Origin of the sequence: Leptotrichia hofstadii (genome assembly GCF_007990525.1) — a bacterium.
Classification (GTDB): domain Bacteria; phylum Fusobacteriota; class Fusobacteriia; order Fusobacteriales; family Leptotrichiaceae; genus Leptotrichia; species Leptotrichia hofstadii.
The window spans coordinates 192,661-207,647 of record NZ_AP019823.1; the positions used below are offsets into that span (position 1 = coordinate 192,661).

A 14,987-nucleotide genomic window follows, 5' to 3' on the forward strand; every position below is an offset into this window, starting at 1 on the left:
ATATTTCTATTATAGCAGTTCTAGTTTAAAATAAGAGTGGAAAGTTAGGTTGTATCTAGCTAATCCATTGTTTTTTATATATCATAAATTGTAATATTAATTGTAACATTTTACCAAATTTTAAATAGATTTACGATAATAACGAAAAACAGATATGTGAAGGTGAAAAGATGGAATTGAAAAAAGAGAATTTAGTTTTTAGATTTGCGGCTGAAGAAGATGCAGAAAAAATTTTGAAAATTTATAAACCATATGTTGAAAATACTACAATCACGTTTGAGTATGAAGTGCCTGCTGTTGAGGAATTTAAAGTGAGAATTAGGGAAACTTTGGAGGAATATCCATATATTGTATGTGAATGCGGAAATGAGATTGCTGGATATGCTTATGCACATAGAATTTGGACAAGAGCTGCCTATCAGTGGGATGCTGAGCTTTCGGTCTATACCGATGGGAAGTTTGCTGGAAATGGAATTGGAAAAAAACTGTATAAAATTTTGATTGAAATATTAAAGTTGCAGAATATTGTGAATGTTTATGGACTTGTAACTTATCCTAACGAGAACAGTGAAAAGCTTCATAATTATTTTGAGTTTAAAAGGGTTGCGTTTTTTGAGAAAACTGGATATAAATTTGGACAATGGATTGGTGTAACTTGGTTTGAAAAGGCAATAAATTTGCATTTTGAAAATCCTGTATCAGTAAAGAAAATATCAGAAATTGATGAGGAGAAAGTTCGGAAAATCCTAAAGTCAGTTTAATAAGGGAACTCTTTCACAAATTTACGTGATTCTTATTTAAAAAATAATAGAAAAATAGTCTATTGTATGCTATAATACTTAAATGACTAAAGAAAAAGGAAAGGAAGACAGATAATGGGATTATTTAGAAGTCACAAGAAGGCAATCCAGATTGTTTCTGCAGTTATGATAGGAATATTTGGAATAGCCATGCTTATTACAGGTATATTATTCCTGAAAAATAACGTGTTTGGAGCTATGAACCATAGGGAAGTGATTGCGACAGTTAATGGGGCAAAAATCTACCGTGATGATTTTGACAGGGAGAGCTATGGACTTAAAGCACAGCTTAGTGAAATAAATCAGCAGAAAATACAGCAGCTGTCACAAGTTGGAGTAAGTGCTGAAAATATAAAGAATATTCCTGACAACATTATAAATGAATATGTTTTACAGCTTATGATTAATAAGGAAGTGCTGCTTTCGTCAGCTCATAATTTGGGGATAAAAGTAAGCAGAGCTGAAATAAACAAGGAGTTTAACAATTATCAGAAACAGTCGCAAATGAACAGAAAAGAATTTGTTGATCATCTGAGAAACAGAGGTTATAACATAACATCTTTTAAGAAGGCAATAAAAGATGAAAAAATAATTGAAAAAATGAGAGAAAAGATATTTTCAAGTGACAAGGTTACGGATGAGGAAATAAAAAAAGCATACGAGAGAAATAAATATACTCAGGCTTTCCTGAATCAGGATTTTGAAGACGTGAAGGAACAAATTAGGGAAAATATGACACAGGACAAGAATATCATGATTTTAAAGTCATATATTGCAAAGGCTAAGGAGAAAACAAAGATTGTATTCAAGAACAAGGACTTTGAAAAAATATATGCCAGCATGACAGCGACTGTGGCGCAAAATGGAGATTATAAATATACAAATGAAGATGTAAACGAGCAGCTGATAAATCTTGTTTCACAGACTCAGCAAGGATACTCAGATAAGGCTGTAAATGACCTAAAGGCAACATTGAAGACAAATCTTGATAAATTTGTAAAGATTTCCAACAAGGCAAAGGCGGCAGGAATAAAAGCCGATCCTGAACTGACAGGCGTGGAGCAGCTAAGAGACTATTCTCAAAAATACTATAATTACCTTATTGATACGTATAAGCCTGATGAAGCCGCATTGCAGGCAAAATTTAATGCAAAGAAAGACAGCTACAATATTCCGAACAGCATAGGCGGTTATGTAATAGGAGAGGAATATCAGGCAGGAGATGGAGATTTTGAAGCAGCCAAGAAGCAAGCTCAGGATATTATGAAAACAACAAATAAGGATAACTTTGCAGCTAAAGCGAAAGAATTTTCAAAAGATCCGGGATCTGCTAATAATGGGGGAAGTTTAGGAGAAACAGCCGATCTTTCACAGCTTGTGCCTGAATTTGCAAACGCAGTTAAGAGCGGAAAGGCAGGAGATATTGTCGGACCTATAAAAACTCAATTTGGATACCACATTATATATATTCAAAGCAAGGATGCAAATAACGAAAACGTTGCAAAAGTCAGCCATATTCTGATAACACCGACTATTTCCGAAGCCTCAAAACAAAAAATCATCAAAAAAGTTCAGGATTTGAAGGCAGAAATCGAAAGCGGAAAAGTTACATGGAGCACAGTGGAAAAACAGGATAAGTATAAATTCAGTGTAAAGGAAAGATTTAAGAAAATGGTTAAATCAGATGCCATTCCAGGAATTGGAAAAAATGATGAACTGATGAATCAGATATTTGCACTGAAAAAAGACGGAATCCTTGAAAGAAATGACACTTCAGGATACTATCTAATAACAAAAACGTCAGAAATACCGTTCACACAGGCAACATTTGAAAATTCAAAAGAACGTGTAAGACTGGAACTGGCACATGAATATGCAGACAAGGAGCTGGAAATTTTATAAAAATACGCTTAAGCTCATTTAAAATTAACAAAATTTACAGTTCATGAAAAAAGAGGATTCAGCTTCTGCATAAAATTTAAATAAATATATATTTTCAAAGACTGTTTCAAATATAAAAATGTTTGGGGCAGTTTTTGTTTTGCTTTGCTAAAGGAGGAATAAAAATAATGGGATATGTTGAAATGCTAGAAAGTGCCGATAAAAAAATGATAGTTGAGGAAAAGGGGTTGAAAATAACAGAAGATGCCCTGCTCCTGTCTAATTTTCTAAGAAAATACTTTAGTAAAAAGAATAAAAATCCAAAGACTAGAAAAAACGTAATTTTGGAAATAGGAGCAGGACAAGGCATAATGAGCCTATTAATTTCCGAAATTGATATGGTGGAGAGGATTATTGCAGTTGAGGTGCAGAAGGATGTGTACGAAACATTAGAAAAAAATATAGAAATAAATAATCTGAGGCAAAAAATAACGCCATTAAATGAAAATATAAAAAATATTGAGGGGAAATATGAATTTATTTTTTCCAATCCTCCATATAAAAAAGTTAATGCTGGAAAGTTGCCTGACAATGTGACAGAGCGTATTAGCAAATATGAAATTTTACTCACATTGGAAGAACTTTTTAGAGAAATTCGCAGACTTTTGAGCAATTATGGGGAGTTCTTTGTAATTGTGCCAAACAGCAGGCTGAATGATGTATTCGGATATATTTACGCAAATAACATGAATATCATCTCAATTGAAATAAATAAATATAAAAAAACAGATTTAATTATTGTGCATGGGAGAAAAGGAGGCAAGGCAAATTCGGGAATTGTGATTGATTTTTAGGGAATTGTTATTCTATTCGTAAAAAGTAATTTATTACATGGATTGTATAATATTTTCGGTTTAAATAGCAGATTCGCTATGAAGTGTTTTTACAAGAAAGAGATTAATGCTATTTATCAGCAAACAGACAAAATATAATTTCTATTTTTTATGGAAAAAGAATATATAAAGTAAAAAGAGGCGTTAGCCCCTTTGTATTTTTGTTTCCAGTGCTTCCTTCACAATTTCCCTGTCATCAAAATGAATTTTTTCAGTTCCAATTATCTGGTATGTTTCGTGTCCTTTTCCCGCGATTAAAAGGCTGTCGCCCTTTTCCAGCATTCGTGTTCCATATTTTATTGCCCTCTCCCTGTCGGCAATGATAAGGTATCTGTTAAAAGGGAATTTTTCGCCTATAAGCCCTTTTTCTATATCTGCCAAAATTTTTGTAGGATTTTCTGTACGTGGATTATCTGAGGTTAAAATGATGAAGTCACTGAACTTTATGGCGGCTTGCGCCATTTTTGGACGTTTTTCGTGATCCCTGTCACCGCCTGCGCCAAATATTGTTATAACACGGTTATCGGTAATTTGTTTCAAGGTTTTTCCAACATTCAGAAGACCGTCGTCGGTATGTGCAAAATCCACTACAATCCGTACATCCAGATCATTTTTTATAGTTTCAAATCTTCCAGGAACTGCTGGCATAGTTTCCAGCTTTTTGACAATGAAGTCCATTTCTATTCCTAATGACAACGCTGAAGCTATGCACCCTAGAATATTGTACAAGTTGTACTCTCCGACTAGATCAATTTCAAATCTGTATACATTTTCTGTATTTTTTAAGTTTTTTCCGTATTTTTCTAAATAGTTTTTTAGGTTTATTTTGACTTTCATTCCGTTATTTGTGTAGTTCAGGATATCACCCCAGATGTCAGCGTCTTCATTTTTTACACTTATGGAAATGAAGTTTTTAGCGTTGTTTTCTAGATAAATTTTGGCTCCGTATTCATCGTCAATGTTGATTACTCCACTGCCAGTATGATTTTTATCGTTTCTTAGCATTGAAAATATTTTTTTCTTGGCATTAAAATAGTTTTCCATTGTTTTATGAAAGTCCAAATGATCCTGTGTCAAGTTCGTAAAAATTGCAGAATCAAATTTTAGCATGTCAACACGTCCGATTTCAAGTGCATGGGAACTTACCTCCATTATAAAGTAGTCGGCTCCGCTTTTTACACTTTTGTCAATCAGTTTTATCAGCTCAAGTGATTCAGGAGTTGTATTTACTGTTTCAAACTCTTTATCCAGTATACGGTTTCCAGTTGTTCCTATTCTGGCAGTTTTTTCCAGAATGTTTTCCAGAATGAAGCTTGATGTAGTTTTTCCGTTTGTTCCTGTAATTCCGATGATTTTTATTTTATCCTGCGGATAGCCATAGTAGTTTGAGGCGATTATTCCGAGCTTTTTTCGTATGCCTTCAACTTGTATGAAAGTTACGTCGCTGGCACTTTGGTACTGCCCTGTGTCAATATTTTTTTCGGAAATAATCATTTTTGCGCCGCCATCAATGGCTTTTTGAATAAAGTCATGCCCATCTACGGTGCTTCCTGTCATCGCTACGAATACAAAATCTTTTTCAATTTTACGTGAATCATATTCGATGCCCTTTATCACAAAACTTTTTCCCTCTTTAAGCGTTTTGTACTCTACATCTTCAAATATTTTATACATTTCCTGCTCTCCTCTTTTTAAAAATTTTCATTGCATGTCATAATTATTTTCTGAATAGAATTTTATACTATGTTTATTCTACTTGAATACTAAGAATGAAAAAGTTTTAGACATACAAAAGCCGCTTTGAAGCCAAACTTAAAAAACTACACTGTTTTTCCCTTAGGCAGTAGATGTATTCCGTTTTTTAACAGTTCGATTTTAAAGCGGTTGAGTATTCTCAAATTTATTTATAGGTATATTTTATCATTTTAGCCGAAAAAAATCTACTGTAAAAGGAATATCTAAGATTTGTACAATTTAATTATATAAAAATACTCATTAAAAACTTGGTTATAGTAAATATTTTGAGCATGAAAATTTTCTTTAATCTTTGTGTGTTAAATAACTTGAAAATCAGTTTAAAGAGTGGTATAATTCAAATAGGAAGAAATGATATTATGAATAAATTTTAGGAGGATATAACTACATGGCTAAAAAAACTTTAAAAGACTTGGATGTAAAAGGTAAAAAAGTATTGGTAAGAGTTGATTTTAACGTACCGATAAAAGATGGAGTTATTACGAATGACAATAGAATTACAGCTGCGCTTCCAACTTTGAAATATATTTTGGAAAATGGTGGAAAAGTAATCGCATTCTCTCACTTAGGAAAAGTAAAAGAAGAAGCTGATAAAGCATCAAAAACTTTAGCGCCAGTTGCAAAAAGATTGGAAGAAGTTCTAGGAAAACCAGTTAAATTCGTGCCTGAAACAAGAGGAGCAGCATTAGAGACAGCAGTTGCTGAGTTAAAAGATGGAGAAATCTTAATGTTTGAAAATACTAGATTTGAAGACTTGGATGGTAAAAAAGAATCTAAAAATGATCCTGAATTAGGAAAATACTGGGCATCACTTGGAGATGTATTTGTAAATGACGCATTCGGAACAGCGCACAGAGCTCACGCTTCAAATGTGGGAATTGCTTCAAACATCAAAGAATCAGCAGTAGGATTCCTTGTAGAAAAAGAAATCGAATTCATTGGTGGAGCAGTTGATAATCCTGAAAGACCATTGGTAGCAATTTTAGGAGGGGCAAAAGTTTCTGATAAAATTGGTGTAATCGAAAATTTATTGGATAAAGCTGATAAAGTGATTATCGGTGGAGGAATGATGTTTACTTTCTTAAAAGCTGAAGGTAAAAACACAGGTTCTTCATTATTAGAAGCTGACAAAGTGGAATTAGCCGCTTCATTAATCAAAAAAGCAAAAGAAAAAAATGTTGAATTGTTATTACCAATTGATACAGTTGTAGCAAAAGAATTTAAAAATGATACAGAATTTAAAACAGTTTCTGTAGACGCCATTGAAGACGGATGGATGGGATTAGATATAGGAGAAGCATCTATCAAATTATTCTCAGACGCTCTAGTTGGTGCAAAAACAGTAGTATGGAACGGACCAATGGGAGTATTTGAAATGGAAAACTTCGCAAAAGGGACAATCGGTGTATGTAAAGCAATTGCAGAATTATCTGGAGCTAAAACAATCATCGGTGGTGGAGATTCAGCAGCGGCGGCTATCCAATTAGGATTTGCTGACAAATTCTCGCATATCTCAACTGGAGGAGGAGCATCGCTTGAATACTTGGAAGGAAAAGTATTGCCAGGAGTAGATGCAATTTCAGAAAAATAATAACTTTAATAACTAACTTAATTGACTAAATTAATTTAGTTGACTAAAAATAATTTTTTCATTTTAATCACGAAATGACTGTCTCGGAATCGATTTTTTGAGATAGTCATTTTTATTTAATTGTATTTTAATTGATACTGAACTCTATTAAAAAAATAGCAATAAAATTCTATAACAATTAATATTGCAATTTATGATAATGAAAACGATAGAAAAAAATTTGAAAAAGAGGCTAATCAAAAAGGAGTACAACTAAAAACACGTTCTGCAAATGTTGAAATATTATCACAAAAAAGTTACTTGAAAAATGATCCAGCAGAATATGGAACTAAAGGTTCTGTTAGACCGGATAATATGAAATTAAAAAACAATATTCCTGTTGAGAGTTTTGAAATGAAAAACTATAAACTGCAGAACTATGACAATATGGCTAATACAATAGTTAAACAAGTGGAACAAAGAAGAAAGAATCTTCCGCTGACTGTTACAAAACAAAATATTGTGATTGATGCAAGAGGTCAAGGAATTACAGCTGTACAAGAAAAAGAAATAATCCAGAAGATAATAGATAAATCTAATGGAACAATAAAAAAATCAGATATAACAATATGGAAATAGAAAGGAAGAAAAAATGGAAGAATTAACAACAAAAGAATATAATGAACTTTATAAGAAATACTTTAAAGAAATTTTTAATAAACCAATGAAAGATTTTGGATATAAAAAGAAAGGAACAGGACGATTTTGCAAATTAAATAAAATAGGGTTATTTGAATATATAGGTTTTTTCAGATATTATCATGAGTTAAGAGTAGAGTATGCAATAATACCGATATATAGTTACATAATGAAAGATACTATAGGAAATGGTAGTGAGACAGAATTTGTAGATTTGGACGGAGAAGAAAAGATGGAAAAAGGGATGAAAAGTATTTTAGAAGAAATAAAAAACAAAATAATCCCTTGGTTTAAAAAATATGAAGATTTAGATGTTTTTTTTGAAGAAGTAGTAGAAAATGATAGAAAGTATTTTTGGCCTGACATTTATAAATATTTATTTAGAGCTACTACTTTTGCAAAGTTTAAAAAATATTCAAAAATACAGGAGAATATTGATAAAGTAAGAGAAGAATATAATAATCTTCCAGATGAAAAAAAGACATATGACTTTTATAAAGACATATTAAAAGAAGTAGATGAATTAGAAGAAAAATTAAAAGAAGGAGAAGAAAGTTTAGAAAAACATATTAAGGAAGTAGAATATAAATCACTATTGGCCTGGAAAATGGAGAAATTATTGAAAAAATAATTTTTGAAATAAAAGAGAACAATTTGTAGAAAATAAAATGGAGAAGTTAAGATTTATTTTTTAACTTCTCTTTATTATAATTTGAAACATATGCAAAGGATGCTATTATTGTATACAACCGTAGTGAAAATATAATGACGGAAGTTGTGGAACTTCATAACTCCTACAGAAGCAGTTCCAAAGGAATGGGAGTAGGAGTAAATACAGCATCCAATAAAAGGAATTAAAAAGAGACTTGAGGGTATAGGTAATATATACGGTATGTATACATTGGGGCTAGGAAGTTTTTTAGGAGATTTTGCGGACAGATATACTCCTGAAGAGGTACAGTATGGTACATCAGAAGAAGTTAACCGACGTCAAAAGACTGAAAATTTATTAGTTTCAACACCTATAGATATGGCAGTAGGACATGTAACTTCTAAGATACCCGTAAAAAAAATTATCCCTACTAAATCTAAAAATCCTGTCACACAGATGACAGCCGCAGAAAGCAGAGCCGCAATACAGGAAGCAATAATTCTTGAAGAGGGAGCTGATGGAGTATTCCGAGTTCCTGAAAATGTGACAAAACCTTCAAAAAGTGTATCTAGGAGACTGCCACATAATACAACTTCCGGCACAACAGAAGTTACAGTCCATACAAGAAATGTTGAAAGAATTGCACAGACAGCAGGAAATGTGGCTAAAAATTTAAAAACTCCTGCTATAGAATACAAAGCTCCTTATAAACCGTCAATTACTGAAAAAATAACAACAAATATAGAAATAACTGGTTCAAAAGGTAAGAATGTTGAAATCATCAAAAAAATAGATGGAAACACTACTATAACAATAGAAAAGCATACATCAGATATACCGCTAGCATACATAATTGACGATATAGCAAAAGGTGGAATGGGAAGAACTTCAGGAAATAAAAGTTATCTTGAAAATTATGGCGGAGGAAAGGCTTCAAATAAAGTGCCACCATTTGCAAACAGGGAAAATATTCATAGAAATAACAATACCCAAAACTATGACTACAAGGTTCAAGATAATAGCGGTTCAAATGGTGGGAAAAATAATTCAGTTAAAAGCAATAATGATTTATATTATAATGGAAGAAAAGTCTATACTGAAAGTGAGCTTAACCAATTAGGAAGAGGAAGTGATGCTACTCCTAACAGAGGAGTTGAGTATACATTTGAAACCCCTGTAGGAAAGCCTAAAGCACAAGAATTTCAGTGGGGAACAGCGGGAAGTATGATGCAACAGACTCCAGATGGACCGAAAAATGTAATTCCGGCTTTAAGATATGACAATACTAACCATAGAGGAATGAATTTCATAAAATTTGATGGAATTGAAGTAAGGGATGGTAAAACTTATCTGATTGATGCGAAAAGAAATATTCCTTATTGGATACCAGAAGCAATGGAAGGCTACAAAAATACATTTGAAAGAATAAAAAAAGCTAAACTTCAAAACCCAGAAATTAAAGTGATATATGAATTTCCAAAGGAAGAGGCAAAGACCAAATTTACTGACTGGTTGGATATAAATCCAGAATATCAAAATATAATAGATGAAATCAGGATTAGACCAGAAAAATAAAGTTGAAAGGATATTTAAATTTATGCAAAATAAAGAAAGAAGCATTAGAATGTATAGAAAAATCAATAAAAATGAATCAATAGAAGAAAGACATAAGAAAGTTATGAAAGGACTGTCAGAACTGGAAGCACCTTTAGGATTGAAAGATAGTGAGATTCCAGAAGTACCGGATTTCGGTGTAGAAATAAGAGCGCATTATCGTACAAAAAATTCTAAAACAAAAGGAGTTTCGATATCAGGAGATTATATATGGAGAGATGAAAGTTCAGAGAAAGAAAGATGGGATTCTCTGAAGTATGATTTTAAAATAACATACAAGTTGATAGACTATAAGAAAATAATATATGATGATCTTCCAAAGGTTATAAATGTTTTTGATCCTTATGTTGCTGATTTATATGTAGCTTATAATGGTGCTTATGAGGAAGGAAGAACTCCAGAAACAAGAACTTATGGAGAAAGTATAAATCCTGAATTTTTAAAACTGAAGGAGAAAAATTGTAATATAGGAATGTTGGAAGATGTATTATTTACATTATCTCCGGTGATGTATTTCAATGAAGAAAGTTATAATAAGCTAATAAAAGTACCAAAGGAAAAGTTATTGGAAAGACTTAAGGGAAAAGCGAAGGAAGTTCTGTTACTTGAAAAGGGTATATATATTATCTTTAATGACAAGGCGGATATTACTTATGAAGAATTTGTGGAAATGAACAATACGTTTAAGCCGTTATTAGGACTAAATTAACTTAATATCAGAATTGGAGTGTAGCAAAAATCTTGGACAAAAATAATCCAGTAAAAAAAGCAGTTGATGAAGCAATAGATAATGGGAAAATAAATATTGGATTAGTTGGAGTAGATAAAAAAACAGGGGAATTAATATTTATTCCAACAAAAATTACTAATATAAAAAAATAATTAAGAGAGGAAAAAACTATGAAGAACATATTAGCAGGAGAGAAAAAATACGAAAAAGGAATTAGTTTAATTTCAAGTTTTTTAGGAAAAGAAGAAAATTTTGATAAAGATGAATTGGAGTATATAGAAAATAAAAAAGGGAATCAATTTGCTTGTATGCAAACTTTATCTAATTATTATAATAAATTCTCTTCAATAAATTTATTAATAGAAAAAAATATAAAAAAACACAGATTAAATTGTTATATAGGTGGGAAATTGAGAATACTATCAACCAGTAGGTCAAGTATGCTTGTTACTCACCCAACTCAAATGTTTGAAATGTTTATGTCTAATAATCCAGATTTTATAACATTTTTCAAAAATAATATAGATATGATAATGCCTGATGATTACGATAGTGAAAAAAATAAATATGGATATTTAAAAAATGATTATGGAACATTTTTCTTAATTCGTGTAATTCTTCATGCAATAAGAGGAGATTTTGAAGAAGTCAAAAAAAGATGTACTGCATATTTGGAAAAGCCATTGAAAGACAGTTATTATAAATATGGAGAATTGCATTATGAATTTTTAAGTGCTTTGGCAGATAAAGATATTGATGGAATGAAAAAAGCGATAGACGGGATGATGGAACAGAAAGTGGCAAGAAAATTTTCAAATGATAACAATCCAAATTATGAATTTTACTTGCATGTATATGTTATAATATATGCCAAAATAGCATTATATCATGGAATAGATTTAGAAATAGACCATGAAGTGGCACCAAAAGAATTAATAGACAACACACCGCTAGAAAGTTACGAAGATCCGTATGATTTTATGAAAGATTTTGATTTGGCAATAGTAACACCGAAAGAATGGAAGGAATGGAAAAACAGCTGGAATATATATTAATTAATTTACTCACTTAGATTTTTTGTAAGATGGAACTAAAGGTTCTGTTAGACCTGATAATATGAAATTAGAAAAAGGTGGAGTGTTCCCATACTGAAGGTGCAGCCGTAACTGCATTGAAGCCAATGGATGAAAATTCAAGCATTACCTATAGCAATGTAAACAACATAACTTATCAGGGAACACAGGCTCAGGGCGGAACATTTATCTGCAACAATGTGGCAAATATTCAGAAGGAAGCCACATAATAGGAAAAGTTGAAGGCAGACAAAGAAAGACTGGAACTGATGAGAAAGGACTTGAGAGTACAGGAAGAGCTTCAAATGAATACTTTGCTGAGAAATATAAGGATGACAATACACCTGTTAGTATTCAGTCAGATGGGAAGGATTATTCCAATGCTGATTTTGGTAAGTATATGGGGGATAGTTTGGAAGATATATGCTTTATTAATATAACACAATGAGGTATGCTGGGAAGAAATGGGTGAGGAAACGGCTAAGAAAGTGATAAAATACATTAATCAAAAAACAAAAACAATACGAAAAAATACGAAGATATTATTAAAAACCGAAGAAAAATAAAAGCGTTAGAAGCTATGGAACTTAATGAATTTAATACAGAATGTCGTGATTTTTTTGGAAAATAGATTTGTTTGATAACTATATAGATTGGAAATACAATGAAATAAATATTACTTAATTTTTTACTTTAAAATTAAAATTGTTGAAAAAATACATTCATATAAAAAACTAAAAAATAATTATTTTAAAAATTGAAACAAAACTTAAATTATGCTATAATTAAAATTGATTTTAAAATTATAGAAGGAGGAAAGTATAAGTTAAATTATACGGAATAAAAATGGATAAAAACACAATTGGGGTAATATTAATTTATGTAGCATTCATGGCAATATTAATTTTACCAACATATTTTGCAAACAAAAAGAAAAAAAGACAGAAAGCTGAACTGCTAGAAAGCTTGAAAGTCGGAGATAAAATAACGACGGTTGGAGGAATACAAGGAACAATCGTAAATATTTTTACGGAAACTGTGGAAATGAAGATAGATAAGAATGCAAGAATGACAGTTCTAAAATCTGCAATAGACAGAAATGAAAAAAAATAAAATTAGTATTAGATATTTATAATAAAGAAATAGGAGGAAAAAAATGAAAAGAGTATTGTTATTTCTGTTATTTTTTGTAAGTGCAGTTACATTTTCTGAAACTTTGGAAAATGTATCGTATAATAACGGAAAAGTTATAGGGACATTTAGGGAACAAGGGCAGATTAAGCCAAATGCGTCAGTTACAAAGGTAGGTGCAGAGGAAATATTGATGTTGAGCTTTCCAGATAGTGAAATAGGGCTAGGAGTGCCTACGTACATAACTAGGAATGACCAGTATATAAGCAGAATATATACAGTGAAAAATAATGGAATGGTTGTTGTATATGTTTATTTGAAACCGTCTGTTACTTATCAAGTTGCAAGCGGAAATGGAGAATTTGAGGTAACGCTCAGCGGAGGAAGAGCAGCAACGCAAAACAGCTACTCACAGGAGCCGCAAAGACAGTCAGGATATTACAATTCAAATACAAGACAGCAGGCACAGACACCATCTCAGCCTCAAAGAACACCAGCTTCAAGAGGAAACAGAAAATACACGATAGTTGTCGATCCAGGACATGGTGGACATGATTCAGGAGCAAGAGGAAATGGATATAACGAAAAAGATATAGCATTACAGGTAGCAACAAGACTGGCTAACAATTTAAGACGAGATTATAACGTTATAATGACAAGAGATTCAGATTTCTTTGTACCATTGGATACAAGAGCTAAAATTGGAAATGACGCAAATGCAGATTTCTTTATAAGTATTCACTTAAATTCAAGTTCAAGCTCATCAGCAAACGGAACAGAAGTATTTTACTTCAGTAAAAAGGATCAAGGAAGTTATGCCGCACAAGTAGCCAAATTTGAAAATAAAGTTGATGGAAGCTATGGAGATGTGCCATTTTCAGACTTTATTTTAAATGATATTTTTTATAGAAAAAATCAAAAGACAAGTCAAGCTATAGCAGAATCTGTATTGGATGGACTTATAAATTTAACAGGGCTTAGAAGAAGAGGAGTTTTTGGAGCAAACTTTGCAGTGCTTCGTGGAAGTAACTCACCATCAATACTTGTAGAATTAGGATTTATGAATAATTATTCTGATTTATCACACTACTTGACACCAGAAGGACAGGAAAGAGCGGCAAGCACTATTGGTGATGCAATAAGAAAATTTTTTAGATAATTTATAAAATATTTTAAAATCAAACTAAAAAGTTTCGATTTATTTTATTTAATCTCAAATGTTATTTAATTTTATCAGTTAAAATGTAGGAGATTAAAGTATATTATCCAAATTAGGAGAAATTTATGCAAAAACAAGAAAATTTAAATGAGGAAAAAACTAAAAAGAAAAAAAGTAACTTTCGAAAAAATCTTTTTGTAACATTGCTTTTTTTTGGAACAGTAGCAGTTGTTCTTGTAAATCGTTATGACAGAAGGCATAGGAGCAAGATTCATGTAGAGGTGGATAAAAACCTGGTGCAGGAAACGACACAAGAAGAAGAAGCTCAGAATAAAATTTCCATCTTTGTGTATGATCCTGCTGCAAAGACAGTTAATGAAAGGGAAATTACAGTCCCACGGCAAATGAACCTTATAGAAGGTGACTTTATAAATGGAATTATAAGAAATTCCAACTATATTACGGAAGACATGAAATTTAGAAGCGCATACAATCTTAGAATTGATAATGTAAATACAACAGTTGTGAAGTTAAATGCGCCATTTGCCAACCTAAAAAAAGATACCGAATTGTTTAACGGATTTTCTCAGGCTGTGACAAATACAATATTAAAGAACTTTCCAAATATTCAAAGTGTAATAATTCAGATAGACGGGGAGACAAATACAAAATAATCCACCAGTTAAAGAGTTAATAAAAAAAAAGCTATTCTAATATCCAGTAATAATCTAGGTGTTAGAATAGCTTTTTCATTTTATGACAGCAATAAACCAATAGATTAAAATTACTTTAAGTACCAATGTAGATAAGTGAAAATTAGGAAAGGAGCTTAGCAATTCTTGTTTTTTAGACTAAAAAGAGTATTCTGAAAAAAAAGGTTGACAAATAAGGAAAAATACTATATAATGTTATTTGTAAGTTTACTTTTTAAGTAAAATAAGCCTTGGTGGCGAAATCGGTAGACGCACAGGACTTAAAATCCTGTGGGAATTTATCCCGTGCCGGTTCAAGTCCGGCCCGAGGCACCACT

Annotated in this window: 16 protein-coding genes and 1 tRNA gene; 16 read left to right on the plus strand and 1 reads right to left on the minus strand. The window is 31.6% G+C overall.

All coding sequences use genetic code 11. The annotated features are described in order from the left end of the window. Positions 1-170 precede the first annotated feature (170 nt). From FVE77_RS00835 to FVE77_RS00845, 3 genes are all read left to right on the plus strand, one after another. Positions 171-761 (plus strand): GNAT family N-acetyltransferase, encoded by a 591-nt coding sequence (locus tag FVE77_RS00835; RefSeq protein WP_026745385.1) that lies wholly within the window; start codon positions 171-173, stop codon positions 759-761. 114 nt (positions 762-875) lie between these two features. Next, positions 876-2,702 carry a peptidylprolyl isomerase gene (locus tag FVE77_RS00840; protein ID WP_026745384.1) on the plus strand — a complete coding sequence of 609 codons (1,827 nt, stop codon included), beginning with the start codon at positions 876-878 and terminating at the stop codon, positions 2,700-2,702. 167 nt (positions 2,703-2,869) lie between these two features. Then, positions 2,870-3,535, plus strand: a complete 666-nt coding sequence (locus FVE77_RS00845; RefSeq protein WP_026745383.1) for a methyltransferase — start codon at positions 2,870-2,872, stop codon at positions 3,533-3,535. Positions 3,536-3,718: 183 nt separating this feature from the next. Here the strand turns inward: FVE77_RS00845 and FVE77_RS00850 are convergent, their stop codons facing one another. Beyond that, on the minus strand, positions 3,719-5,248 hold the full coding sequence (locus FVE77_RS00850; protein WP_026745382.1) for a UDP-N-acetylmuramoyl-L-alanyl-D-glutamate--2,6-diaminopimelate ligase: 1,530 nt from the start codon (positions 5,246-5,248) through the stop codon (positions 3,719-3,721). A 469-nt stretch (positions 5,249-5,717) separates the two neighbouring features. On the opposite strand from FVE77_RS00850, the gene FVE77_RS00855 reads away from it, so the two are divergent. The 13 genes from FVE77_RS00855 to FVE77_RS00905 all read left to right on the plus strand — a co-directional run bounded on the left by FVE77_RS00855 (position 5,718) and on the right by FVE77_RS00905 (position 14,985). Continuing rightward, entirely contained in the window at positions 5,718-6,920 is a 1,203-nt protein-coding gene (locus FVE77_RS00855) for a phosphoglycerate kinase (RefSeq protein ID WP_026745381.1), read from the plus strand. 300 nt (positions 6,921-7,220) lie between these two features. Further along, positions 7,221-7,538 (plus strand): hypothetical protein, encoded by a 318-nt coding sequence (locus FVE77_RS00860; RefSeq protein WP_146967785.1) that lies wholly within the window; start codon positions 7,221-7,223, stop codon positions 7,536-7,538. Between the two features lie 13 nt (positions 7,539-7,551). Further along, a complete protein-coding gene (locus tag FVE77_RS00865) occupies positions 7,552-8,229 on the plus strand; it encodes a hypothetical protein (RefSeq protein ID WP_146967787.1) in 678 nt (225 codons plus the stop codon). Positions 8,230-8,490: 261 nt separating this feature from the next. Further along, on the plus strand, positions 8,491-9,825 hold the full coding sequence (locus tag FVE77_RS12795) for a hypothetical protein (protein WP_232052938.1): 1,335 nt from the start codon (positions 8,491-8,493) through the stop codon (positions 9,823-9,825). A 22-nt stretch (positions 9,826-9,847) separates the two neighbouring features. Beyond that, positions 9,848-10,573 carry a hypothetical protein gene (locus FVE77_RS00875; protein ID WP_026745132.1) on the plus strand — a complete coding sequence of 242 codons (726 nt, stop codon included), beginning with the start codon at positions 9,848-9,850 and terminating at the stop codon, positions 10,571-10,573. A gap of 32 nt (positions 10,574-10,605) precedes the next feature. Then, entirely contained in the window at positions 10,606-10,746 is a 141-nt protein-coding gene (locus FVE77_RS12405) for a hypothetical protein (RefSeq protein ID WP_154669743.1), read from the plus strand. A gap of 18 nt (positions 10,747-10,764) precedes the next feature. Continuing rightward, a complete protein-coding gene (locus FVE77_RS00880; protein WP_051254430.1) occupies positions 10,765-11,649 on the plus strand; it encodes an Imm49 family immunity protein in 885 nt (294 codons plus the stop codon). A gap of 77 nt (positions 11,650-11,726) precedes the next feature. Beyond that, entirely contained in the window at positions 11,727-11,897 is a 171-nt protein-coding gene (locus FVE77_RS12410; protein WP_154669744.1) for a hypothetical protein, read from the plus strand. A 9-nt stretch (positions 11,898-11,906) separates the two neighbouring features. Further along, the gene (locus tag FVE77_RS00885; RefSeq protein WP_026745133.1) at positions 11,907-12,107 is read left to right on the plus strand and encodes a hypothetical protein; all 201 of its coding nucleotides are present in this window, start codon (positions 11,907-11,909) and stop codon (positions 12,105-12,107) included. Between the two features lie 406 nt (positions 12,108-12,513). Further along, a complete protein-coding gene (gene yajC / locus FVE77_RS00890) occupies positions 12,514-12,780 on the plus strand; it encodes a preprotein translocase subunit YajC (RefSeq protein ID WP_026745134.1) in 267 nt (88 codons plus the stop codon). A 43-nt stretch (positions 12,781-12,823) separates the two neighbouring features. After that, positions 12,824-13,957: an N-acetylmuramoyl-L-alanine amidase family protein gene (locus FVE77_RS00895; protein WP_026745135.1), complete on the plus strand. Its 1,134-nt coding sequence runs from the start codon at positions 12,824-12,826 to the stop codon at positions 13,955-13,957. A gap of 125 nt (positions 13,958-14,082) precedes the next feature. Beyond that, the gene (locus FVE77_RS00900) at positions 14,083-14,631 is read left to right on the plus strand and encodes a GerMN domain-containing protein (RefSeq protein WP_026745136.1); all 549 of its coding nucleotides are present in this window, start codon (positions 14,083-14,085) and stop codon (positions 14,629-14,631) included. Between the two features lie 266 nt (positions 14,632-14,897). Then, a tRNA-Leu gene (locus FVE77_RS00905) sits at positions 14,898-14,985 on the plus strand. The last annotated feature ends 2 nt before the right edge of the window (positions 14,986-14,987 follow it).